Annotated in this window: 17 protein-coding genes; 9 read left to right on the forward strand and 8 right to left on the reverse strand. The window is 71.9% G+C overall.

Features of this window, described 5'->3' with window-relative positions; genetic code table 11:
* Positions 1-174: 174 nt before the first annotated feature.
* Entirely contained in the window at positions 175-774 is a 600-nt protein-coding gene (locus TBR22_RS08790) for a YdcF family protein (protein WP_239492599.1), read from the forward strand.
* A 22-nt stretch (positions 775-796) separates the two neighbouring features.
* Here the strand turns inward: TBR22_RS08790 and TBR22_RS08795 are convergent, their stop codons facing one another.
* The 3 genes from TBR22_RS08795 to TBR22_RS08805 all read right to left on the reverse strand — a co-directional run bounded on the left by TBR22_RS08795 (position 797) and on the right by TBR22_RS08805 (position 2978).
* The gene (locus TBR22_RS08795) at positions 797-2263 is read right to left on the reverse strand and encodes an Nramp family divalent metal transporter (protein ID WP_239492600.1); all 1467 of its coding nucleotides are present in this window, start codon (positions 2261-2263) and stop codon (positions 797-799) included.
* 91 nt (positions 2264-2354) lie between these two features.
* Positions 2355-2744 (reverse strand): hypothetical protein, encoded by a 390-nt coding sequence (locus TBR22_RS08800; protein WP_239492601.1) that lies wholly within the window; start codon positions 2742-2744, stop codon positions 2355-2357.
* A 57-nt stretch (positions 2745-2801) separates the two neighbouring features.
* Positions 2802-2978, reverse strand: a complete 177-nt coding sequence (locus tag TBR22_RS08805) for a hypothetical protein (protein WP_239492602.1) — start codon at positions 2976-2978, stop codon at positions 2802-2804.
* A gap of 466 nt (positions 2979-3444) precedes the next feature.
* On the opposite strand from TBR22_RS08805, the gene TBR22_RS08810 reads away from it, so the two are divergent.
* On the forward strand, positions 3445-4080 hold the full coding sequence (locus tag TBR22_RS08810; RefSeq protein WP_239492603.1) for a porin family protein: 636 nt from the start codon (positions 3445-3447) through the stop codon (positions 4078-4080).
* Between the two features lie 4 nt (positions 4081-4084).
* On the opposite strand, the gene TBR22_RS08815 is transcribed toward TBR22_RS08810, so the two are convergent.
* A complete protein-coding gene (locus TBR22_RS08815; protein WP_239492604.1) occupies positions 4085-5872 on the reverse strand; it encodes an ATP-binding protein in 1788 nt (595 codons plus the stop codon).
* A 168-nt stretch (positions 5873-6040) separates the two neighbouring features.
* Between TBR22_RS08815 and TBR22_RS08820 the strand changes: the two genes are divergently transcribed.
* Positions 6041-8587 (forward strand): sigma 54-interacting transcriptional regulator, encoded by a 2547-nt coding sequence (locus TBR22_RS08820; RefSeq protein ID WP_239492605.1) that lies wholly within the window; start codon positions 6041-6043, stop codon positions 8585-8587.
* A 178-nt stretch (positions 8588-8765) separates the two neighbouring features.
* The gene (locus TBR22_RS08825; RefSeq protein WP_239492606.1) at positions 8766-11432 is read left to right on the forward strand and encodes a cation-transporting P-type ATPase; all 2667 of its coding nucleotides are present in this window, start codon (positions 8766-8768) and stop codon (positions 11430-11432) included.
* An 88-nt stretch (positions 11433-11520) separates the two neighbouring features.
* Here TBR22_RS08825 and TBR22_RS08830 read toward each other — a convergent pair whose 3' ends face one another.
* Positions 11521-11811, reverse strand: coding sequence for a hypothetical protein (locus tag TBR22_RS08830; RefSeq protein ID WP_239492607.1), 291 nt, complete (start codon positions 11809-11811; stop codon positions 11521-11523).
* A 479-nt stretch (positions 11812-12290) separates the two neighbouring features.
* On the opposite strand from TBR22_RS08830, the gene TBR22_RS08835 reads away from it, so the two are divergent.
* The 5 genes from TBR22_RS08835 (at position 12291) to TBR22_RS08855 (ending at position 15740) form a co-directional block, all read left to right on the forward strand.
* A complete protein-coding gene (locus tag TBR22_RS08835) occupies positions 12291-12962 on the forward strand; it encodes a phosphoribosyltransferase (RefSeq protein ID WP_239492608.1) in 672 nt (223 codons plus the stop codon).
* Between the two features lies 1 nt (position 12963).
* Entirely contained in the window at positions 12964-13410 is a 447-nt protein-coding gene (locus tag TBR22_RS08840; RefSeq protein WP_239492609.1) for a TerB family tellurite resistance protein, read from the forward strand.
* Between the two features lie 216 nt (positions 13411-13626).
* On the forward strand, positions 13627-14322 hold the full coding sequence (locus TBR22_RS08845) for a response regulator transcription factor (RefSeq protein ID WP_239492610.1): 696 nt from the start codon (positions 13627-13629) through the stop codon (positions 14320-14322).
* A 111-nt stretch (positions 14323-14433) separates the two neighbouring features.
* A complete protein-coding gene (locus TBR22_RS08850) occupies positions 14434-15075 on the forward strand; it encodes a response regulator transcription factor (protein ID WP_239493483.1) in 642 nt (213 codons plus the stop codon).
* Positions 15076-15269: 194 nt separating this feature from the next.
* Complete coding sequence (locus TBR22_RS08855) at positions 15270-15740, forward strand: cytochrome c (protein ID WP_239492611.1); 471 nt, start codon at positions 15270-15272, stop codon at positions 15738-15740.
* A 97-nt stretch (positions 15741-15837) separates the two neighbouring features.
* Here the strand turns inward: TBR22_RS08855 and TBR22_RS08860 are convergent, their stop codons facing one another.
* The 3 genes from TBR22_RS08860 to TBR22_RS08870 form a co-directional block, all read right to left on the reverse strand.
* Positions 15838-18564, reverse strand: coding sequence for a GNAT family N-acetyltransferase (locus tag TBR22_RS08860; RefSeq protein WP_239492612.1), 2727 nt, complete (start codon positions 18562-18564; stop codon positions 15838-15840).
* A 69-nt stretch (positions 18565-18633) separates the two neighbouring features.
* Positions 18634-19131, reverse strand: coding sequence for a universal stress protein (locus tag TBR22_RS08865; protein ID WP_239492613.1), 498 nt, complete (start codon positions 19129-19131; stop codon positions 18634-18636).
* Positions 19128-20675 (reverse strand): bifunctional aminoglycoside phosphotransferase/ATP-binding protein, encoded by a 1548-nt coding sequence (locus TBR22_RS08870; protein ID WP_239492614.1) that lies wholly within the window; start codon positions 20673-20675, stop codon positions 19128-19130. The genes TBR22_RS08865 and TBR22_RS08870 overlap by 4 nt, the downstream gene beginning before the upstream one ends.
* Positions 20676-20751: the final 76 nt, after the last annotated feature.

A 20751-nucleotide genomic window follows, 5' to 3' on the forward strand; every position in this document is an offset into this window, starting at 1 on the left:
CCCCTGGGACGCTTCGATGGGCGCATCGAGTGGCACTCAGGCCGTGCACGACGTCGGCGATGGCGGGATGATCGAGCCCATGGTGGAGTCTCGCGATGTTCAATGGCGCCAGGTGAGCCGGCACGGGGGCGATGGCAGCCGGATGGTCGGTCGCACGCGCGCGGAGGGCAGGCGGTGAGGCGCGTCTTCCGTGTGGTGATGCGTTTCGTTCGGCGCGTCGTCGTGGCCTGGGCGATGGTGTGTGCGGTGCTCGTCGCGGCGGTCGTGAGCGTCGGGATGATCGACCGACCGGCCCCGGCCGACGTCATCGTCGTCCTGGGGGCCGCCCTGACCGACGAAGGGGCGCCCGGCAAGGCGCTGACGCGCCGTTCGGAGCACGCGGCCGACCTGTGGACGCAGGGGTTCGCCGGCATGGTGATCTGCGCGGGAGGCATCGGGCCCGATGCCTGGATTCAGCGCAGCGAGGCCGACGGCTGTCGCGAAGTCCTGATGCGCCACGGCGTGCCTCGCGATCGGATCGTCCTCGAGGAGACAAGTCGCACGACCGCGGAGAACGCCCGCAACGCCGGCGGGATCATGGCGCGCCACGGCTGGCGGCGCGCGCTGGTGGTGAGCGACAGCTACCACGTGTTCCGGGCGCGCGTCCTGTGTCGCCGCGCCGGCATGGACGTCGTGACCAGTCCGGTGCCGGTCAGCCGCGTCGGCAGCCCGCTCTTCTACGTGATGTCGGTGGTGCGCGAGGTCGGCGCGCTGCACGTGCAGCTGTTCAGGTGAGGCGGCCCACCGGGGGCGCGTCTCAGAACCAGCCGCGCAGCAGGTCGCGCGCCACGAAGTACACGAAGAAGGCGTAGAACGCGGCGCACAGCAGCAGGCCTGCCTCGCGCCACAGCGGCGGACGCACCGCCGGCGGCAGGAAGCGCCGGTTGACGATGAAGATCTGCACGCCGGCGATCATCAGCACCACCCCGGCCATGTTGGCGAGGATCTTGAACAACTGGAACGGCGAAGCGGACTGGATGACGACCGCGCTCCAGATCGAGAAGGTGACCAGCACGCCGTAGTAGATCGTGCGGATGTTGGAGGCGGCCCGGGCACCGGGGCTGGCCATCCACACGGCGTCGGTGATCGTGCGCACCAGGATGTCGGTGTTGCCCAGCTGCGTCTTGAACAGCACCCAGAAGCCGTTGAACAGCGTGAGGAACCAGAAGCCCTTCCAGACGCGGCTGAGGTACTCGGCCTGATACGCCCCGGCGGCCAGGCCCTGCAGGTCGGTGCCGTGCGGGATCACCGCGGTCGCCAGGTTGACGTTGAGGAACATCCCGACGAAGCAGAACAGGCCCCACACCCACACCTGGTCCACCTGGACGTACCGCATCCAGTCCCGCCACCGCGCCATGTTGGCCGGCGTGGTCGGGAACACCGTGCCGACGTGCGACAGGGTGATTTCGTGCCCGCCCACCGCGCTCGGGATGGCGCCGACCAGCGCGCCCATGCCGAAGCCCTTGTCGCGCAGCCAATTGGTGACCGTCAGGTTACCCATGCCGCCAGACCCGGCGGTCGCGGCCAGCGCGCCGATCAGCGCCCAGTCCATCGGCTGCGGCAGGCCGGCGAGGCTGAAGAAGCCGGTGAAGGTCTGCCACCAGTGCGCCGCCGGCACGAACAGGACGTTGACCACGACGAGGAAGCCGAAGACCACCGCCAGCATGGTCCAGGCGAACTGCTCGAGCATCCGCTCGATCGTGCCGCCGAACGACAGGATCAGGACGACGGCGACGATGAGGCCGCTGGCAATCCAGCCTTGCGTGGCCTGTTCCGGGGCGCCGGGCATCCGTCCCATCGCGGCGCCGAGCAGGGTGGCCGCCGCGCTGCCGGCCAGCGCCGGCCAGCCGAGCTGGAAGAAGCCGAGGATGCTGTAGAAGGCGGCCCAGAACTTCGCCCCGGGCTTGAGGCGGAGGATGCCGCCGTAGATGGGCTCGCCCGTGTAGAGCGTGTAGCGGATCGCCTCCAGGTTGAACAGCACCTGCAGCACGATCGCGACCGTCGCCACCAGGAAGATCGCCGCCGAGTACTTCACGGCCGCCGCCGGGCCGACGAGCCACTCGCCACCGCCCACCGACGTGGCCGCCATGATGGCGCCGGGGCCGATCACCTTGAAGGCGTTGCGGATCGAGAAGGGCGGCGGCGCGGGGAGGTCGGCGACCGACCACGGGGGCAGGGCGCCGTGAGCGGGCGGCAGGTCCGTCCCGCGTTGGGATGTCGGCATGGCGCACACTATGCCACGGCCGTGCGGCCGCCGGGCGGCGGCTGCGGGCAGGCGCGGGGCCGTGACGGCGCCGCGCCCGCGTGCGGGGGGCTCAGGACGTGACGCGCCGGGCGGTGAACTGCCGCGGCGGCGTGTCGGCCCCCTCGCGTGTCTGGGTGAAGCTGATCTCGTTACCGGTGACCTTGCCCTTGTAGAGCATGGTCACCTCGTTGCCCTGCCAACTGCGCACGACGCTGAAGGCCACGTCGTCGCCCTTGACCGAGCCGTTCCTGATCTCGGCGTCGCTGCCGCCCGGCATGCCGGAGACGGTGCCCGTCAGCTTCTCGCCCTCGACCTTGAACGTGAAGATCTGCTCGCGCGTCTGCCCATCGCGGCCGGCCACCTGGGCCGTCCACTTGCCGGTGACGTCGGCCGCATGGATGGTGACGGACGCAATCGCGAGGCACAGCGCCATCGCGAGCATCGAAAGTCCTTGCCGCATGATTCCTCCTGGGGGATGGGTCGCGCGGCATTGTACTCCCCGGGGGTGAAAGGGGAGCTATTCGTCGATCTGCCACTCCTGTGGCGGCTGCGGACCCAACTGGATGCCTGCCAGGTCCGGATCCTCCGCGCCGTTCTGCGCGCCAGACTGTTCCTTCGGGGCCGCGCGCCGTGCCTGCTTCTCGCGGCGACGGTCGGCGAGCGCACGCTCACGCTGCAGCTTCACTTGCGTCATCTTTCCTTTTCGGCTCACCCTGTCTCCCTTCGATGTGGGCCTCGTCGCCGGCCGCAAGGCCAGGCGTGCACGAGGGACCGCGAGCGTCGCCCATGCCACCCTGGCAAGGGGCCGCCATCGCCCGCGGCGCGTGTGTCCTGATCCAGTGTGTCACATCGGGCGTGGCTCAGCCGCACCGGTGCAGATGTCGGCCCATTTCCGTCGATCACGCCGCGCCCGACGTCCTCGCGTCGTGCCCGATGGTGGCGGCTCAGCTCGCGACCGTCCCCGCGTCGCCCGAACGGCGCGTGGGACGGCCCCGAGGTGTTGCACACAGGCGACACGCCTCGCTGAATCGTCCTGCGCGGAGGACTCGTCGTGGGATGAACGGCGGTAGAGCCGTGACCAATCGCAGCCGGTAGCGGCACCGGCCTTGCACGAACGTCGCACCGCGATGCCGAACGAGTGCCGTCAAGGCGAGGGAGCGATGCAGAGAGTCGAGTGGGTGAGGCGCGTGGTGATCGGGGTGATGTTCGTGGTGGCGGCGACCGTGCCCGACGCGGTGGCCCAGACGTCGGTGCCACGCGTCGAGGTCGGTGGCCTGGTGAGCGCGTTGGCCCTGGCCGAGGCGCCCGACACCAGCGTCGGCGTCGGCGGCCGCCTCACGGTGAACCTCACCCGGTGGCTGGGCCTCGAGGGCGAGTACCAGTTCGTGCCCGACGACGAGTTCACCCTCAGCAGCGTGCAGGCCGACGGGCGCACGGCGGGCCTGCGCTACGAGCGTCGTCGATCGACGGCCCTGTTCGGCGTCAAGGCGGGCTACCGTGGCGACCGCATCGGCCTGTTCGCCAGGGTGCGCCCCGGCGTCACGTCGCTCACCGATCGCGGCGTCGACTGCCTGGGTGACGTGTGCGCGCTGCTGTTGCTCGCGGTACCCGAGTATCGACCCGAGTTCGCGCTCGACATCGGCGGCGTCGTCGAGCTCTATCCCTCGTCGCGGTGGCTGGTGCGCGCCGACCTCGGGGTGCTGCGCGTCTGGCATCGCGGCAGCGCGCCGCCGTGCGGCTCGGCCTGCGCCACCTCCAGCTTCGGCTCGTCGATCGGCGTCGGGGTGCGCTTCTGATCCGTCACGAGCACTCGGGCTCTTCGGCGCACGCCGGCAGCAGCACCTCGATCGTGGTGCCGCGGCCGACACGGCTCTCGACCCGGATGGCGCCGCCGTGCGCCTTGACGATGCCCTGCACGACCGAGAGCCCTAGGCCCGAGCCTTCGCCAGGGACGCGCGTGCTGAAGAACGGATCGAAGATGCGGTCCTGCACGTAGGCGTCCATGCCGATGCCCGTGTCGCTCACCGAGAGCGACAGGTGCCGACCCGGCGCCAGCCCGTCGGCGCCGCCGCCGTCCACGTCGCGGCCGTGCAGGCCGATGACCACGTGCCCCTGGCCGGACGCCATGGCGTGGACGGCATTGACGCACAGGTTCATCAGCACCTGGTGCAACTGCGCCGGCGCGGCCGAGACGGCGGGCGGCCGCTCGTCGGCATCGACGATCAGGTCGATCGCGGCCGGCAGCGTCGGGGCCATCAGCCGCGCCACTTCGTCGACGATGGTGCGGACGTCGACGCGCCGATGCACCGCGCGCGGCTGGCGCGTGGTCGACGTGAGGACCTGCGCGACGAGCTCGCGGGCGCGCTGGGCCGCCGTGGCGACGTCGTTGAGCATGTCCTCGACCGGACGCCCCGCCGTCCCGCCGGAACGGGCCAGTTCCACGTTGCCGAGGATGATGGTGAGCAGGTTGTTCAGGTCGTGCGTCATGCCCGCCGCCAGCCGACCGAGCGCCTGCATCTTCTCGGCCTGGCGGAGCTCGGTCTCGAGGCGGGCGCGCGCCTCCTCGCTCCGGCGCCGTTCCGTGATGTCGCTGACCGAGAACACCACGCTCGACACCTCGCCTGCGTCGTCGAGGATCGGCGCGCCGTTGATCGCCAGGAGCCGCCACCGCCCGTCGGGCCATTCGATGCCGTGCTCGACGTCCCAGACCGGGGCCCGCGAGGCCAGGATGCGGGCGAACGGCTGCGCGTCGGCGGGCCACGGGCCGCCGTCGGGCGCGGTGTGCCGCCACGCCGGCGCGTCGTAGGTCCGTCCGACGATCGCGTCGCGCGTCAGGCCGAGGATCTGCTCGGCACGCGGATTGGCGTACGTGATGTCGCCACCCGGCGAGACCTGGACGATGGCGGCGACGCTCGTGTTCATGATCGCTTCGAGCATGGCGGTCTTCTCGCGGAGCGCGTCGGCGGCCCGCTGTTCCGCCGCCAGGAGCGAGGCCAGCGACCGCGCCTGCCGCGCGAGCTCCAGGTGCTGGAGCGCATGCCTGGCGAGGATCTGCAGCAGATCGCGCTGCAGCGCCGTCAATCGGCGCGGCGTCGTGTCGAGGACGCAGAGGGTGCCGATGGCGTGTCCGGTGGGCGTCACGAGGGGGACCCCGGCGTAGTAGCGGATGTAGGGCGCCCTGGTGACCATCGGATGGCCCTCGAAGCGCGGGTCGGCCCGGGTGTCGGCGATCTCGAGGAACTCGCCCGGGGCGAGGATGGTGTAGCCGCAGAACGCCTCGTCGCGGTGGGTCTCGCCGACGGCAAGTCCCCGCCGCGACTTGAACCACTGCCGCGCGTCGTCGACCAGCGACACCAGGCTGATCGGCGCTTCGCAGAGGCGGGCCGCCAGCGCGGTCAGCTCGTCGAGGACGGGGTCGGGCTCCGGGCCGATCTCGTACGCCCACAGTGCTTGCAATCTCGCGCGCTCGTCGGCCGGCGGCTGCGCGGGTGTCCACAGCGCCCGGCGCCGTCGGGCACCGTCCGTGTCGGGCGCGAGGGGCGTGTGGTCAATCGAGGGTTCATCGTGATCGAGGGGGAGCGTCTCCACGGCCACAGACGGTGCAGTGTCGTTGCCAGCACGTGAAGCGCCAGAGATCGGCCGGAATCCGTGGTCTTGCCACCGATCTCGATTCCCGGCGTGTCGACATTCGTCGACATGTCGTCAGGTGACGAAACGGCTTGACACCTGACGAACGGCAGTGGAAGCTCGACAGCAGTGCCATGGCCCTCCCACGGTGCGCCTGACGCCGCGAGCGCGGATGCGCTGTTCCGCCTGGCCACCGACATCGCCTCCCACGAGTCGCTCGAGCCGCTGCTCGATGCGGTGGCCGCCCGCCTGGCCGAGATCACCCCGTTCGATGCCGTGGGCGTGCTGCTGCACGATCCGGTGCGCCAGGTCCTGTCGCTGCGCATGGTGATGGCCGAGCACCGCGCCGTTCCCGAGCCGCTGCGCGAGTATCTCGGCACCATCACCGAAGTCCCGGTCGACTACGGCCCGGCCGGCTGGGTGTGGCTCGAGCAGGCGCCGCGGGTCGACCGGCTGGCGGCGGGGGAAACCCACCTCCATCCCACCTTCACCGCGCTTGCCCGCTCCGGCTTCCGGACCGTCCACTGGTTGCCGCTGTCGACGCCGCGCGCCCGTCTCGGCACCCTGGCCATCGCCCGGTACGACGCCGACGACGGCGACGGCGACGTGGGGGCCCTCGCGTCGCAGGCGGCCAGCCTGATCGCGCTGGCCATCGAGCACGCACTGCACGTCCAGTCGCTGGCGCGCCTGCAGGGAGAACTGCAGGCGCAGCGCGACCAGGCCCACCAGGTGCTCGCCGAACTGTCGGAGCGGGTGAAGGAACTGCGGGTGGTGCATCAGGCGTCGCGGTTGCTGGACCGGGCCGACCTGGCCACGCGGGCGCTGCTGGAGGCACTCGTGGCCTTGTTGCCCGCGGCCTTCCAGGTGCCGCACCTGGCGACCTGCCGCATTCGCGTCGGGCAGGAGACGGTGCAGGCGGCCGACTGGACCGAGACGCCGTGGATGATCACCACCGACTTCGGGGGCGCCGAGGTCGGCGGCAGCCTGGCCGTCGCGTATCGCTCCGTACCGCCGACGCTCGGCGAGGCGGCGATCTTCCTGCCGGAGGAGCGCCACCTGCTGCAGACGGTGGCCGACATGGTGGCGTCGACGCTGGCGCGTCGGCGCGCCCAGGACCAGGCCGAGCGCTATCACCGCGACCTGGTCGTCAAGCGCGATCGGCTGCAGCTGATGCTCGACCTGCACAACGCGCTGGTCGGCGACAGCGACGGCAGTCCGCTGGCGGCGCTCGAGCGGCTCCGGCGCGACCTGCCGCACGACTTCGCGTCGGTGGTCGTGGCCGGCGGGGCCGCAGGGGAGGCGTTGACCGAGATCGTCCGCACGCACCACGACGCCCGCGGCCTGCTCGAGCCGCAGGGCGCGCCGATCCCGGCCGCCGCGCCCCCCGCCCGCGCCATCGTGACCAGGCAGGCGCAGACGTCGACCGTGATCGGTCAGGCTGATCCCTGGTCGGCGGCGCTGCGGGGCGTCGGCATCGACGGCGTGTGCAGTGTTCCCCTCATCGGGCCCCGCGGGGTCGTCGGCGCGCTGACGCTCGGCCGCCGGAACGACCGGCCGTTCACCGAGGACGAGGCCGCGCTGCTCGGCGAGGTCGCCGGGCAACTCGCCATCGGGGTGGCCAACCGCCTCGCCTACCAGGAGATCTCGAGCCTCAAGGACCGACTGGCCGAGGAGAAGCAGTACCTCGAGGACGAAGTGGCCAAGCGCCTCGACGTCTCTCGGATCGTCGGGACCAGCGAGGCCATGCGCCGGCTCCTCGACCAGGTCCGTACGGTGGCGCCGACCGATGCCACGGTGCTGCTGCTCGGCGAGACGGGCACCGGCAAGGAACTGCTGGCGCGTGCCCTGCACGACCTGAGTCGCCGGCGGGACCGCACGTTCGTGCGCGTCAACTCCGCATCGCTGCCGCAGGGGCTGGTGGAGAGCGAACTGTTCGGCCACGAGAAGGGCGCCTTCACCGGCGCCGTGGCGGCCAAGGTCGGGCGCCTGGAGATCGCGCACCGCGGCTCGCTGTTCCTCGACGAGGTGGGCGACCTGCCGCTCGACGTGCAACCGAAGCTGCTGCGGGCCTTGCAGGAGCGCGAGTTCGAGCGGGTCGGCGGCACCCGGACGATCGCCGTCGACGTGCGGTTGATCGCCGCGACGCACCGGCCCCTGTCCGACATGGTGGCGACCGGCGAGTTCCGCAGCGACCTGTTCTATCGCCTCAACGTCTTCCCGCTGGTCGTCCCGCCGCTGCGGGAACGACGCGACGACATCCCGCTGCTGGTGGAGCACTTCCTGCGGACGTTCGGCCGCGAGATGCGCCGCGGCGTGCTGCGCGTGCCCGCCGCGTCGATGGACGTGCTGCGCGCGTGGCACTGGCCTGGCAACATCCGGGAACTGCAGAACGTCATCGAGCGCGCCGTGATCCTCTCGCCCGGGCCCGACCTCGTGCTGCCGGCCGACGTGCTGCGCGAGGTGGCGGCACCGGTCCCGACCGGTGACCAGGCCGCCGCTGCCGTGCCCGGGTCGCGGTCGCTCGCGTCGCAGGAGCGGGACGCGATCCTGAGCGCGCTGCGCGATGCCGGTGGGCGCATCGGCGGGCCGCACGGCGCGGCGGCGCGCCTCGGGCTCCGGCGCACCACGCTCCACTCGCGCATGCAGAAGCTCGGCATCAGGCGTCCGACGTTCTGACGGACGCGGCCGGGTTGCCCGTCGCCGTGCGACAGGCAGGCTCCTTGCTTCCACAGTCGATGGCTGACGAATTGCTTCGCTGACACCACGCATCGCGGCGGACCGGTGCGGAAGTTTGGGGCGCGCCGTGAACTCCTCCCCATCGGGTGCCGTGCGGCTCGCCTGGCCCGGAGGCGAAATGTCCGCGCACCAGTCGCCCATCGACGAGTTGCTGGGGAGTCTCGGCACCACGCCCACCGGGTTGTCGTCGCGCGAGGCGACGCGCCGGCAGCGGGAGTTCGGCGTCAACCACCTCGAACGCGCCCCGCGCGCGCCCCTGGCGCTGCAGTTCGCCGCGCAGTTCACGCACGTCTTCGCGCTCGTCCTGTGGCTGGCCGCCGCCCTCGCCGTGACGGCGCACGTGATGGCGCCCGGGCAGCAGATGGACCGGCTGGCCTGGGCCATCGTCGCCGTGATCCTCGTCAACGGGCTGTTCGCGTTCTGGCAGGTCTACCACGCCGAGGAGGCGTTCCAGGCGCTGCAGCGCCTCCTGCCGCACGAGGTGACGGTGTGGCGCGATGGACGCGCCGCGCGCCTGCCCGCCGAATCGCTCGTCCCGGGCGACGTGGTGCAGGTCGAGGCCGGCGACAGCATCGCCGCCGACTGCCGGCTGCTCGAGGCACACGGCCTCCGCATCGACACCAGCACCCTGACGGGCGAGTCGCATCCGGTTCCCAGGGACGCCGCGCCCGACGACGAGCCGGTGCTGGTGCGCTCGCGTAATGCGCTGCTGGCCGGCACCTCGGTGGTGTCCGGGCGTGGGCGGGCGGTGGTGCTGGCCACCGGCATGCACACGGAGTTCGGGCGGGTGGCGCGCCTGACGCAAGGCGTCGCCGTCGTCGCCTCGCCACTCCAGCGTGAGATCTCCCGTCTCAGCCGCGTGATCACCGTCCTCGCCCTGGCCGCCGGCGCCGGCGTGTTCATGCTCGGGGAAGCCCTCGGCCTGTCGCGATGGGGCAACCTCGTCTTCGCCGTCGGCATCATCGTCGCCAACGTCCCGGAAGGGCTGCTGCCGACCCTCACGCTCGCGCTGGCGATGGCCTCGCGGCGCATGGCGCGCCGCAACGTGCTCGTGCGACGGCTCACCGCCGTGGAGGCACTCGGGGGCACGACCGTCATCTGCACGGACAAGACCGGCACGCTGACGGAGAACCGGATGGCGCTCCGCGTCATCGCCGCGGCGGGCGGGCAGTACGAGGAGGGCGCCTGGCGGCGCACCGCCGAACCTGCCGTGTTGTCGGTGCTGCAGGGCGCGCGCCGCTGCCACGGACTGGTCGGCGATGCCGCCGGGCGGTGGTGCGGCGATCCGATGGAAGTCGCGCTTGTCGAGGCTGCCGTGGCGGCAGGGGCCGCGGACGCCGAGAAGATCGACGAGGTCCCGTTCGATGCGCTACGCCTGCGCCTGGTCACCGTGCACCGCAACGGTGCGGGGCTGGTGGTCCACGTGAAGGGCGCGCTGGAGACGGTGCTCCCGCTCTGCTCCCTGATCCCGGAGGGGAGCCAGGCTCGCGCGATCACCCCGGCCGACCGCACGGCCGCCGAGCAGACGCAGGCAGCCCTCGCGGAGCGGGGACTGCGCGTGCTGGCGATGGCCCATCGCGAGGTGGCAGCGCTGCCGGCCGACGCCGCGCCCGATCAGCAGCTCACCCTCGACGGCCTGGTCGGGCTCGAGGATCCGCCACGGCCCGAGGTGCCGACGGCGATTGCCCGCTGCCACGCCGCCGGCATCCGCGTCGTGATGATCACCGGCGACCACCCCGTGACGGCGCTGGCCATCGGGCGAGAGATCGGTCTGTACGTCGAGGCCCCTCGCGTGCTCACCGGACACGACGTGGCGCAGTTGACCGACGTGCAGCTGTGGGCCGCCCTCGAGGCGCCCGACGTGCTCTTCGCACGGATGGCGCCCGAGCAGAAGCTGCGGGTGGTGCAGACCCTGCAGCGGCACGGCGCCGTCGTGGCGGCCACCGGCGACGGCGTGAACGACGCGCCGGCGCTCCGCGCTGCCGACATCGGCATCGCCATGGGCGACACGGGCAGCGACGTGGCGCGGGAGGCGTCGGACATGGTGCTGCTCGACGACAACTTCGCCAGCATCGTTGCGGCCGTGGAGGAAGGGCGCGCCGTGTACGACAACATCCGCAAGTTCCTCACCTACATCCTCACGTCGAACGTGCCCGAGGCGGTGCCCTATCTCGCCTACGCCCTGCTCGGCTGGCCGCTCGCCCTCACCGTGCCGCAGATCCTGGCCGTGGACCTCGGCACCGACCTCGTGCCGGCGCTGGGCCTCGGCACCGAACCGGCCGAGCCCGACGTCATGAGTCGTCCGCCCCGGGCCCCGACGTCACGCCTCATCACCGGTGCGCTGCTGGTGCGGGCGTACCTCTTCCTCGGCGTGTTCGAGGCTGCCGCAGCGATGACCGCGTTCCTGATCGTCCGTCCCCGTTCCGGCCATGTCGCGGCCACCACGGCCTGCCTGGCGGCCATCGTGGTGATGCAGGTGGCCAACGTCCTGGCCTGCCGACATCGGGCGCTCGCGGCCGGGGCGTGGTGGCAGCATCTCAACCCGCTGCTCGTGGCGGGCATCGCGCTCGAGCTCCTGCTGATGGTGGGCATCGCCTACACCGGGCCGGGGCAGGCCATCTTCGGCACGGCGCCCATCGACGGCCTCGCCTGGCTGGTGCCGGTGCCGTTCGCGCTGGCGCTCCTGGTGGCGGATCGGGCCGTCAAGCGCCTGGGACGAGAGGTGCGTCAAGGCTCGTGGCGTCAGTGGGGCACCGGTCGCCCCGAGGACGCCGGGACGCGATAGGGCTTCAGCGGCTACACGGGCGAGGCGGCCAGTGCCGTCGTCAGCTGGGCGCTGCGGACGAACGTTGCCTCCCTGAGGCGACACCCGATCACAGGTCGGCGCTCACCGCCGCCGCGGCGGCGAGACGTGTGGCGTTGGCAAGCGCGGGGCGCCGGCGGCGCTCGAGACGGGTGAGCACGTGCCCTTCGACGAGCCACAGGTCCACCAGGTGCAGCTTGGCGAAGCGTGTGCCCAGCCCCACCGCGTCGCGCCGCGACGGCAGGCTCAGGACGGGCGGATGCGGCACTTCACGCACGAGGAATCGTGCCGGTTCGTTCACCTGTTGCGACACCACCACGTCGCCGTCGACCGGCCCGCTCGAGGCAGGCATGGCGCGCATGGCAGGTACTTCGCCGGTTCTCGGTGTCATGACCGCTACTCCGGGAGGCGTGCTCGCAGCATCGTGTTCCCCTCGCGCTGGGTGCTCCATCGGGGCAACCGGGTGTCCCTCGGGGAACGCCGGAGGGCGGCGGCCGGACTTTCCCGACCCTGCCCCTGGCCCGCCTGTCCGAGGTCTGTGCCACGCGGCGAGCCTCCAGGCGTCGGGCCCAGGCGGCTAGGGCCTTCCCGTAGGGCTGCGTCGCGCACCCCGATGGGCTCGCTGTCGAGGGGACGCGAGACTGCGGCCTGACGATTCCCGTCCGACCGAGGCGCCCATGAACCGACGACCGGCACGGCCCTGCTGAGCGTGCTCCTGGAGGCCGGCTTCCTCCGGCGTACCCCGGCCGGGGCGTACGTGCTGGCTGCCGACGGCGCATGGTCGGCAGGCCGTGTCGATCGTCGGGGACTCGCGGCCACTCCTTCGCGTGGAGAGGTCCCATGCATTTCCTGAACCGCTCCGAAGCTGCCCACCTGCTGGCCACTCGCCTGTTCCCGTACCGCGGGCAGCATCCGCTCGTCCTGGGTGTGCCGCGCGGCGCCGTACCGATGGCCCGCGTCCTCGCCGACGCGCTCGACGGCGACCTCGACGTGGTGCTGGTGCGCAAGCTGCGCGCCCCTGGCCAGCCCGAACTGGCCATCGGGGCCGTCGACGAGCACGGCACCGTGCTGTGCGACAGCGGGCTCGTACGGGCGGGCGAGGCGCACGTGCGCGAGGAGATCCGCAGGCAGACCGAGGTCCTGCGGCAGAAGCGGGAGCTCTATTCGGGCGTACGCGGCCCCATCGATCGCGCTGGCCGCATCGTGATCATCGTCGACGACGGCATCGCCACCGGGTCGTCGATGGTGGCCGCCGTCCGCGCGGTGCGGGCGCGCGCGCCGCGACAGGTGATCGTGGCCGTCGCCGTGGCGCCGCCGTCGGCCCTCCTGCGGGTGCGTGCCGAGGCCGACGAGGTCGTCTGCCTGCACCCGGCGCGCGACCTGATGGCCGTGGGGCAGTTCTTCGACGACTTCTCGGAGGTGACCGACGCCATGGTGCTGGACGCGCTGGCGCGGCCCCTCGTGCACACCGACCCGACGCGACGCGTCGCCACACAAAGAGCAGGGGCCTGACATGACGCTCATCGACAAGGTGTTACAGCAGCACTCGACAGCCGCAACGCCCCTCACCTTGCGTGAGGCCGGCGCAACGCTCCTGGTCGCGGCCGTCGCCGCCGACGGGGCACTGGCGCCCACCGAGAAGGTCCGGCTCGACGGCCTGCTGGCCAGCATGCGGCTGTTCCGTGACGTCACGCCCGAGCACCTGCAGGCGTTGCTGTCTGCCGCAGTGGATCTGGTGGGACGCGAGCCGATCGAGGACGTCCTCACGGCCTGTGCGGCGGTCGTGCCCGAGCCATTGCGCCCCGCGCTGTTCGCGCTGGCCGTCGAACTGGTCCTGGTCGACGGTCGCATCGCCGACGGCGAGAAGCGGCTGATCGACCAGCTCCAGCGGGCGCTCGCCGTGGACGAGGCGTGGGCGGCGGCGTGCATCGACGTGCTGGTGATACGGAGTCGGGCGTAGGCGGCGCCAGGGGAGTGGCGAGGCCGCCACCGGGCCGCGCCATGAGCAGAAGGCCTCACGTTCAACGAGTGCTGATGCTCACATGAATGGGTAATTGAATCGCCGCCGGTTCTGTGGTCGAGTGTGGGGTGTCATCGGCCGCCCGACTCGCGCCCATGGGGACCTGGCCGGCCGCCGAGGCGCGCCTGCCGGTTCCCCACCGTCCATGGAGCCTCGATGCGCCCGCCATTCGGCACCCCGTTTCCCCCCACTCGCACGCGTCGTTGCCGCGTCGCGTTGATCGACGACCATCCGATGCTCAGGCGCGGCCTGCGCGAGGTGATCGGCGACTGGGCGGAGTTCGACGTCTGCGGTGAAGCCGGCAGCCTGGCGGGAGCGCTGGCGCTCGTCGAGGCCGAGCGACCCGACGTCGTCGTCTTCGACCTGCGGTTGCCTGACGACAAAGAGATGGCGGGCGTGCGCCTGATGCTCGCGCGCCATCCGACGGCGCGCATCCTGGTGTTCTCGGCGCACGAGGAACGGTTCCACGCCATGCGGGCGCTCGACGATGGGGCGTGCGGGTACCTGATGAAGGGCGCGCCCCCCGAGGAGATACGTCGGGCGCTCCGGAGCGTTGCCGTCGGCGAGCGGCATGTGAGTGCCCGGCTCGCCGAGCAGTTGCTCTGCGGACACGAGGGACGGCTGCGGGTCGCGGGCGGAAGCGAGTTGCCGCCTGCGCATCGACTGAGCCTGCGCCAGCGGGAGGTGCTCCACCTGCTGGGGCAGGGGCTCCCCGTGGACCAGGTGGCGGGGCGACTCGGCCTGTCGGTCAAGACCGTGGAGACGCACTGCGCGAACATGAAGGCACGCCTCGGGTTGCAGACGGCCCGCGACCTGTTGTGTTACGCCGCCTCCGCGTCGGCCCTCGGCTGATGCCTCCATATGGGATTCCCTGATGGCGCACCGGTGGCCACAGGCGCGAGTGTGGGCGACATGGACAATCTCCAGCCAGTCACGAGCACTCCGGCTGCGCCCATCTCCTTGGTGGTCGTCGATGACCACCCCGTCGTGTTGCGCGGGCTGGCGGCCATGCTCCGCGACGACCCGCACCTGCGTGTCGACGGCCTGGCGGCAACGTCGGCCGAGGCCCTGGCGCTCGTGGCGCGCCTGCGCCCGCGGGTGGTGCTGCTCGACCTGACGCTCGGGAACGAGAGCGGCCTCGACCTCATTCCGCTGCTGAAGGCGCGAGCGCCGGATGTGCGCATCCTCGTGCTGTCGGCGCTCGACGAGGGCACCCACGCCGTGCGCGCGCTGCGGGCCGGCGCCCACGGCTACGTCGAGAAGACCCAGGCCGCCAGCGACCTCGTCGCCGCGGTCCACCGCGTCGGCGAGGGCAAGATCTGGGTGAGTGACGTGACCGCCGATCGCATCCTGTCAGGCATCGGCCGGCAGAAGCCCGGTGGTGCCGAGGGGCACCCGTTCGATGCCTTGTCCGACCGGGAACGGCACGTCGTGCAGTTGCTGGGCCGGGGCATGTCGACCCGGGAGATCGCCAACGAGCTGCACGTGGCGTTCAAGACGGTCGAGGCGCACTATGCGCACATCAAGCACAAGGCCGGCATTCGCACCGGCCGTGAGTTGACGCGGTTGGCGGTGCTGTGGGCCGAAGGCCACGGCACGCGCTGACCGGCGGGCGCGGGCGGCCGTGATGCCGACCGGGTCTTCTCCGGATCTCCTGTAGGTCAGGGCCGTACACTCGCGCCACGCAACCCCGATGGTCCCGGCTCGGCACATGTCCGACCATTCGGTCGCCACGCCACTGGCGCGACCCGATGGAAGAGGACGAGCGTCCAGGCGTGCTGGCAGGCAACAGGAGGCCTATGTCCACGCATCGCATCCGCCCGTTCGTCATGCCGTCGGCGCTCGGCGTCATTCTGGCCTGCGCCCTGATCGCCCCGCAGGCTGCCCAGCAGGCTGCCCCGCAGGCACCGCCCGTCGTCAAGCAGAAGACCATGGACCCGGTTCCCTCAGTGCAGGGTCGGTCCAACTTCGTCGCCTACTGCGCCTCGTGCCACGGGCTCGACGGCAAGGGGCAGGGGCCGGTGGCGCCGGCGCTCAAGATGCCGGTGCCCGACCTGACGACGATCGCCAAGCGAAAAGGCAAGTTCGACAACATCGCCCTCGAGCGCGTCATCGCCGGCGACGACAAGATGCCCGCGGCGCACGGCTCGCTGGAGATGCCGGTGTGGGGCCCCATCTTCAGGAACACCGTCGGCAACGCGTCGGCGACCTTGCGCATCCGCAACCTGGTGAAGTACCTCGAGACGATCCAGGTGCACCCCACCGAGTGAGCACGCCCCTCGGCCTCCAGGGGCGTGACGCGGTGCGGCGTCCGTTCCGGGGGGAGGGCGTGTCCGTTCGGCGTCCTGCGCGGTGCATGCCGGTGAGTCAGGCTGGTGCTGGGCCGACGCGCAGGCGCGCGTCGACCAGCACCACGCCGCGCCGATCGCGCTGCACCATCACCGGATTCAGGTCGAGCTCGAGGATGTCGGGCACCGAGGCGCCGAGCTGCGAGACGCGCGCCGCCAGTTCCTCGAAGGCCGCGAGATCGGACGGCGCACCGTCGGGCGTTGCGGCCAGTCGGGCGCCACCGTGCGTCCGCCGGACCAGGTCCCTGGCCTCGAGGTCGGTGATCGGGCAGGGCGCGATGCACGCATCGCGCAGCGCCTCCACGGCCGTCCCGCCGCTGCCCACGGCCAGCATGGGACCGAAGCGGGCATCCTGCCGCAGGCCGCAGAACATCTCGACGGCGTCGGTGATCATCGGTTGCACGAGGATGTCGGCCTCCGCCTGGTCGCCGTTCTCCATCAGGAGCGCACGCAGGGCGGTGAATGCCGAGGACACGGCCGAGTCGTCCCGCAGGTCGAGGCGCACGGCGCCTGCGGCGGCCTTGTGGATGACCGACGGCGGCGCCGCCTTCATCGCGACGGGGTAGCCGTACATCGCCGCGTGGGCACACGCGTCGCTCGCGGTGCGCGCCACGCGCCCGACGAAGGGCCAGTCCAGCGCGTCGAACACGGCGATGAGCTCGTCGAAGGTCAACCAGGTGCTCCCCCGCGCGTCACGAGCGCAGCGGCACACGGTGCGGACGGCATGAGTGCGGGCCGGTTCGATCGCCGTGTAGGCTCCGGCAGGTGTCTCGCGCCAGCGCGCATGGGCCTGCGCGTGCGCCAGCGCTCGCGCCGCCTGCTCCGGCATCGGGTAGACCGGGATCACCTCGTCCCAGGCGTGGAGCGGCAGCGGCTCCCGGCTGGCGGCCAGGATGCAGGCCAGGACCGGGACGGCGTCGTGCCCGTCGCCGCGGGCTCGGCACACCGCCTTCTCGATGGCGGCAAGCACGCCGGACGTGTGCCGGCGATCGACTTCCGTGTAGATGATCAGCAACGCGTCGGCATCTCCACTCGACAGGGCGCAGCGGACCGCGCGGTAGTAGCCCTGTTCGTCCGCAGCGGCGGTGAGGTCGACAGGGTTGCGCACGCTGGCGTGCGCCGGCAGGAAGGCAGCCAGCGCACCGGCCGCCTCGTCACCGAACACGGGCAGGACGAGACCGCGGGCCTCACAGGCGTCTGCGGCGAGCGTGCCGGGACCGCCCGTGTTGGTCAGCACCGCGACCCTGTTGCCCAACGGCAGTGGCTGCGTATCGAGCAGGAGCGCGAGGTCCAGCATCTCGTCGATCGTGTCGACGCGGGTCACGCCGGCCTGGCGGAACATCGCGTCGGCTGCCTCGTCAGGCGACAGCAGGCCGGCGGTGTGGCTCGACGCGGCTCGCGTGCCCGCTTGCGTGCGTCCCGACTTCATGACGACGATGGGCTTGCTCCGGCTCACGCGCCTGGCGATGCGGCTGAAGTGCCTGGGGGCGCCGAGCGACTCGAGGTAGAACAGGAGGACCGAGGTCTCGGCGGCGGCCGCACCGTACAGCAGGAGATCGCTGCTCGTCACGTCGGCTTCGTTGCCGAGGCTGACGATGGTCGAGAACCCGAGGCCGCGGCGCGCCGCGAGCTCGAGCGCGGCGAGCGCGACGCCGCCGCTCTGCGCGGCGAGCGCGACGCCGCCGCCGGCCGGCAGGGACGGCGCCAGCGAGGCGTTCAGGCGCACGTGCCGGCTGGCGTTGATGATGCCCATCCCGTTGGGGCCCAACAGCCGCATGCCGTCGACAAGGGCCTCGTCACGCATGCGATCCTGGACGGCTCGTCCCACCGGGTCGGTTTCGGCGAACCCGGACGTCACCACGGCGACGGTGCGCACGCCGGCGTGCCCGCACTCGGCGAGCACGGCCGGTACGGTCTCGGACCGGACCGCGATGATCGCGAGGTCGAGGGGGCCCGGAGCAGCGGCGATGCTGTGGCAGGCGGGAATCCCTGCAATGTCGGTCGCGTAGGGGTTCACCGGCACGATCGTGCCGCCGAAGCCGCCGCGCACCAGCGCATCGAGGATGCGTCGCCCCATGCGACGCGGGTCGCGGGAGGCGCCGATCACGGCCACCGAGCGCGGCGCGAGCAACTGCCGCAGCGATGCCGCGACGCTCTCCTGCTCGCGGGCTGCGGCGATGCTGAGGCTGGTGTCGGTCTGGGTCAGGTCGATCTCGGCGTGGCTGCGACCGGCGTGGTGCACGATGCGGACGGGCAGGCCGCTGCCCGTCAGCACGCCCAGCCGCCGCGGATCGTCGTCAGGAGCGGTGACGCGGCAGGTGGCCAGCCCCTGCGCGAGGGCGGCACGGGAGAGGCCGGACAGCAGCGCCGTGCCGAGCCCGCGATGACGCCAATCCGGGTGCACCACGAGGACGGCCTCGGCACACCGGTCCACCGCCGCTGCATACCACCCGAGCGCCAGCGTCCGCAGGACGCCGCGGACGCGCACCACCGCCATCAGCGCGCCCTGTCCCGGCCCGTGGCCCATGCCGCAGACCTCCGCCGCGAGCGCGGCGACGCGGCGTGGGCCCTTCGCGCCGACCGGCAGGTCACCCTCGGGAAGCTGCTGCAGGAACTCGACGACGGCCGCCTCGTCCCCTGGCGTCATCGGACCGAGGACGAAGGTACTCCCGTCGCGCAGCTGCACCGGGGTTCTCGTCAGGGCACTTGCGGCCGACTGGCTGGCAACGATGTCGACGCTGGTCATGGCAGGCTCCGTGCGACGGCAGGCGTGTCGTCGGAGATCGTGAACGTTCGCGCCAGGGGCGCGGGTGTGTCAGGCCGTGGCCTTCACGGGCGGCGCCATGGCCGCAGCCGAGCCCACCGAACGATGGGGCACGGTCATCACCGGGCACGGCGCCTGTCGGACGACGCGCTCGGCCACGCTGCCGAGCAGCATGTGCTTGATCGGGCCGTAGCCGTGCGTGCCGACGACGATCAGATCGGCCTGCACGCCGCTGGCGTAGTCGGTGATCGCCGTGTGCGGGACGCCCGTGATCACCACGCGGGTGATGCGGTCGTTGGCCAGGCCCGCGCGCGGCGCGATCGCCTCGAGTCGCTCGCTGGCCTGCTTGCGCCACTCGTCGGCCAGGGCCGGGAAGTCCAAGCCGACGCCCTCCACCGTCCAGGCCTGGCGGAAGGGGTCGGGACAGACGTGCAGCAGGTGGATCTCGCTGTCGGTGCGCGCCGCCAGGCGGCAGGCCGCGGCCCACGCATCTTCGGAGGTCTCGCTGAAGTCGACGGCCACCACGATGATGTCCCGTGTCTCGGTCATTGCGTCATCTCCTCGCAGGCACCGGCGTGCGCGAGCACGTCGGCGAGCACCCGCTCGACCGGTTGCGACGCATCGATGCGCGGCCAGTCGGCCGGAGGCGTCACGGCGCGTCGCTGGCGCTCGACTTCGTGCGCGTCGGCGTCCGACGCATCACCGGTCCGTGCGACGACGCGCGCGGTCAACACCTCGAGCGGTGCCTCGAGCCAGACGCCACGGAAGGGGACGCCGCAGGTGGTCGCGGCGGCCTGGACGGCGGCGCGTCCCTCGGGCCGGCCGAGCACCGCGTCGGCGACGACTGCGTAGCCGGTGCCGGCGACGACCTGACACCGTTCCGACAGCGCGCCGTACACGTGCCGTGTCTCCTCGGGGGTGTACCCCTCGGGGCCGAGCCGCGTCGTCGGCGTCACGCCATGGAGCCACTTGCGCAGCGCGTCACTGCGCACCACGACCGCTCCTGGTGGTGCGCCGAGCGATGACGCGGCGGCGCGCGCGACGGTGGACTTGCCCGTACCGGGCACGCCACCGATCGCGAGCACCAGGGGCGCCGCTGGCGCGAGGAAGGCCTCGGCCAGCGCGAGGTAGCGACGCGCCAGGGCGCGCGCGGCGTCGCGCTGCGCGGTGTCGGTCGCCAGGTCGGCGGTGGCCAGGCTCGTCTTGGCCCTGATCGCCGCCCGGCACGACAGGAACAGCGGCAGCAACGGCATGCCGCCGAAATCCGTGGTGAGCCAGAGGTATGCGTTCCACACCGCGTTGGCGTGGTCGCGCAGCCCGAGGCGCCACAGATCCATCAGCAGGAACGCCAGGTCGTACAGGACGTCGATGCAGGCCAGGTCCTCGTTGAACTCGATCGCGTCGAACAGGGTCGGCGTGCCGTCGAGGAGCACGATGTTGCGGAGGTGGAGGTCGCCGTGGCAGTACCTCACGAGACCCTGCTCGCGGCGTGCCTCCAGGCGGGCCTCGTGCCGGGCGAGGAGTGCCTGCTGGGCGCCGATCAGCCGGCGCGTCGTCACCGGATCGAGGACGTCCTCCGCACGCTGGAAGGCGCGGGCGTTGCCGGTGATCACCCGCGCCATTCCGTCGACGCCCCCGTGGTCGGGGCGCGGCGCGGCCCGCTGGTGCAACCGTCCGATCGCCTCGCCGAGCGGCGCCATCAGTTCGAGGGGCAGGGCCTGGCGCGTCGCCAGCCGATCGAACAGGGCCTCCTGGTCGAAGCGCTGCATGCTGACCAGCCAGTCGGCCACCGGTCCCCTGCCGGCCAGCGCCAGTTGCCCGTCCGCTTCCTGCGTGATCGGCACCAGCCGCTCGTACAGCGCCGGTGCGGCGCGCCGGTTCAGCCGCAGTTCCGCCTCGCACATCCGATGGCGCTTCTCGCAGGAGGAGTAGTCGAGATAGTCGTACTTCACCGCCCGCTTCAGCTTCAGGGCGTGCCGGCCCACCAGGAACACCATCGAGGCGTGGGTCTCCAGTCGCTCCACCGTCTCGCTTCCATGCGTGGACGGCTGACTCAGGTAAGCAATGACCTCCGACTGATCCTCGGTCATCATGGCGGGCCTCGGACAGGCGTGCGTGCCTGCTTCGTCCAATGCTCCGCCCCCTGCGCGGGGTGGGGAATCCGTGGGC

The sequence above is a fragment of the Luteitalea sp. TBR-22 genome (assembly GCF_016865485.1).
Taxonomy (GTDB): Bacteria; Acidobacteriota; Vicinamibacteria; order Vicinamibacterales; family Vicinamibacteraceae; genus Luteitalea.

What these genes read in the sequence shown, in the direction of transcription:
- TBR22_RS08795 (WP_239492600.1), bottom strand. Translation starts at nt 2,263, where the DNA reads ATGCCGACATCCCAACGCGGGACGGACCTGCCGCCCGCTCACGGCGCC.
- TBR22_RS08800 (WP_239492601.1), bottom strand. Translation starts at nt 2,744, where the DNA reads ATGCGGCAAGGACTTTCGATGCTCGCGATGGCGCTGTGCCTCGCGATT.
- TBR22_RS08805 (WP_239492602.1), bottom strand. Translation starts at nt 2,978, where the DNA reads ATGACGCAAGTGAAGCTGCAGCGTGAGCGTGCGCTCGCCGACCGTCGC.
- TBR22_RS08810 (WP_239492603.1), top strand. Translation starts at nt 3,445, where the DNA reads ATGCAGAGAGTCGAGTGGGTGAGGCGCGTGGTGATCGGGGTGATGTTC.
- TBR22_RS08825 (WP_239492606.1), top strand. Translation starts at nt 8,766, where the DNA reads ATGTCCGCGCACCAGTCGCCCATCGACGAGTTGCTGGGGAGTCTCGGC.
- TBR22_RS08830 (WP_239492607.1), bottom strand. Translation starts at nt 11,811, where the DNA reads ATGCGCGCCATGCCTGCCTCGAGCGGGCCGGTCGACGGCGACGTGGTG.
- TBR22_RS08835 (WP_239492608.1), top strand. Translation starts at nt 12,291, where the DNA reads ATGCATTTCCTGAACCGCTCCGAAGCTGCCCACCTGCTGGCCACTCGC.
- TBR22_RS08840 (WP_239492609.1), top strand. Translation starts at nt 12,964, where the DNA reads ATGACGCTCATCGACAAGGTGTTACAGCAGCACTCGACAGCCGCAACG.
- TBR22_RS08845 (WP_239492610.1), top strand. Translation starts at nt 13,627, where the DNA reads ATGCGCCCGCCATTCGGCACCCCGTTTCCCCCCACTCGCACGCGTCGT.
- TBR22_RS08855 (WP_239492611.1), top strand. Translation starts at nt 15,270, where the DNA reads ATGTCCACGCATCGCATCCGCCCGTTCGTCATGCCGTCGGCGCTCGGC.
- TBR22_RS08860 (WP_239492612.1), bottom strand. Translation starts at nt 18,564, where the DNA reads ATGACCAGCGTCGACATCGTTGCCAGCCAGTCGGCCGCAAGTGCCCTG.
- TBR22_RS08865 (WP_239492613.1), bottom strand. Translation starts at nt 19,131, where the DNA reads ATGACCGAGACACGGGACATCATCGTGGTGGCCGTCGACTTCAGCGAG.
- TBR22_RS08870 (WP_239492614.1), bottom strand. Translation starts at nt 20,675, where the DNA reads ATGATGACCGAGGATCAGTCGGAGGTCATTGCTTACCTGAGTCAGCCG.